The following is a 1,355-nucleotide window of genomic DNA, read 5'->3' as shown; positions in this document are numbered from 1 at the left end:
GACCAACTCCAAACCTTTAAATCTAACAATGCCCTATGCTTGGCATTACAAAAACACTTGACAAAGGAACAAAAGTAACTCGCTTATCTTAAAAATTCCAGCGCATTGAGCTTTAGACAATGGGTATAGTGTGCATTTAGTTGTAGCGTAATCAAAACAAACTCCAGTTAAAACCAAAAATTATGCTATGTTGGTGCAATCAAAAAATTAAAAGGAATTGCTATGCGTACTTTAATTTTATTAGTTTTGTTGATTGTGCTAGGTTTTGCTAAAGAGTCGCCCATTCTTAAGGTAGAACTTAAAATAGAGGATAACCCACCACTCCCCGCTCTCATCCAAGGCGTTACCAAAATGCGCGCTAATATGGTCTCTGCCCAACTAGATGCCTTAACGCAGTTTGGGGCTGTAGGGTGTGAGATGCGCAAATATGATGAATACTTATCCAATCCAGCAATTGATCTCGTGGATTTTGGGGCAGATTTGCTCAAAGACACCCCTTTAGGGCAAGGTTTATTGCAAAAACTCGAACCCTATGGTGATGCACAAAAAAAGGAGTTTTTGAAAAATTTCAAGCAATTTGAATCCCTCCATCTCTTGTACTTGGTTGAAAACTCTTCATCTTATTATTGTAGCCCTGTGATCAAATATAAAGCCACGCCCCAGCAGATCGCCCAAGATTTTTTAGACAGCATTAACTTCATCTACACGCCCTTAATCCAAGCCTACCAAATAGGCCTAGACCCCATAGCTTACCTGCGCTCTCTTAATAGTGATGCATTGTGGGAACTAATCTGCCAAGATTGCGATATCAATCAGACCTTACAACTCTATCTCAACGATCCCAATCTTTTGGGTAACAAACCCACAAGCGTATTTTTACAACATTTAGAACACGACATAAAGGCGATGGTTGCTACCAATAAATTTTGGAAAGGTCTAAGAGAGGGCACCATCGTATGGGCCAATCTAGCCCTAACCGCCGCTGGGAGCACAGATGAATTTATAGGGACAAAAGATGACCCTTATACGCTTTTTTCTACCTACTATCTGACGCGCATAGCCTTTTTGCTTTTGCACGCTAATTCTTACATCAATTCCCAATATATAGACACCAAAGAACTCCAAGAACACCCCACACTCTGTTTAAACCCCAGATACCTTTCTTTTAAGCACCAACAAGCCTGCCTACAAGTCTTTAAAACCCAGACCTATAATCGTACAGATTTAAACGCCTATCTTAAAGCGATGCGCCTTGTCTCCATCGATACAATTCCTTGCCTGTATTTAGACCCTAAGGACAAGCTCCAAGCACTTCGATCTAAAAATGCCCTTTGTTTGGCGTTGCAAGAACATTT

At 40.7% G+C, this 1,355-nt stretch carries 1 protein-coding gene; it reads left to right on the top strand.

The annotated features are described in order from the left end of the window. Positions 1-222: 222 nt before the first annotated feature. A partial coding sequence (locus EAO36_RS08185) for a hypothetical protein (protein WP_120955996.1) occupies positions 223-1,355 on the top strand: 1,133 nt, incomplete at its 3' end.

The sequence above is a fragment of the Helicobacter mehlei genome, assembly GCF_003660265.1.
Classification (GTDB): Bacteria; Campylobacterota; Campylobacteria; order Campylobacterales; family Helicobacteraceae; genus Helicobacter; species Helicobacter mehlei.
Note: the sequence above shows the minus strand (reverse complement) of the source record. Positions and strands in the feature narration are given on the sequence as shown.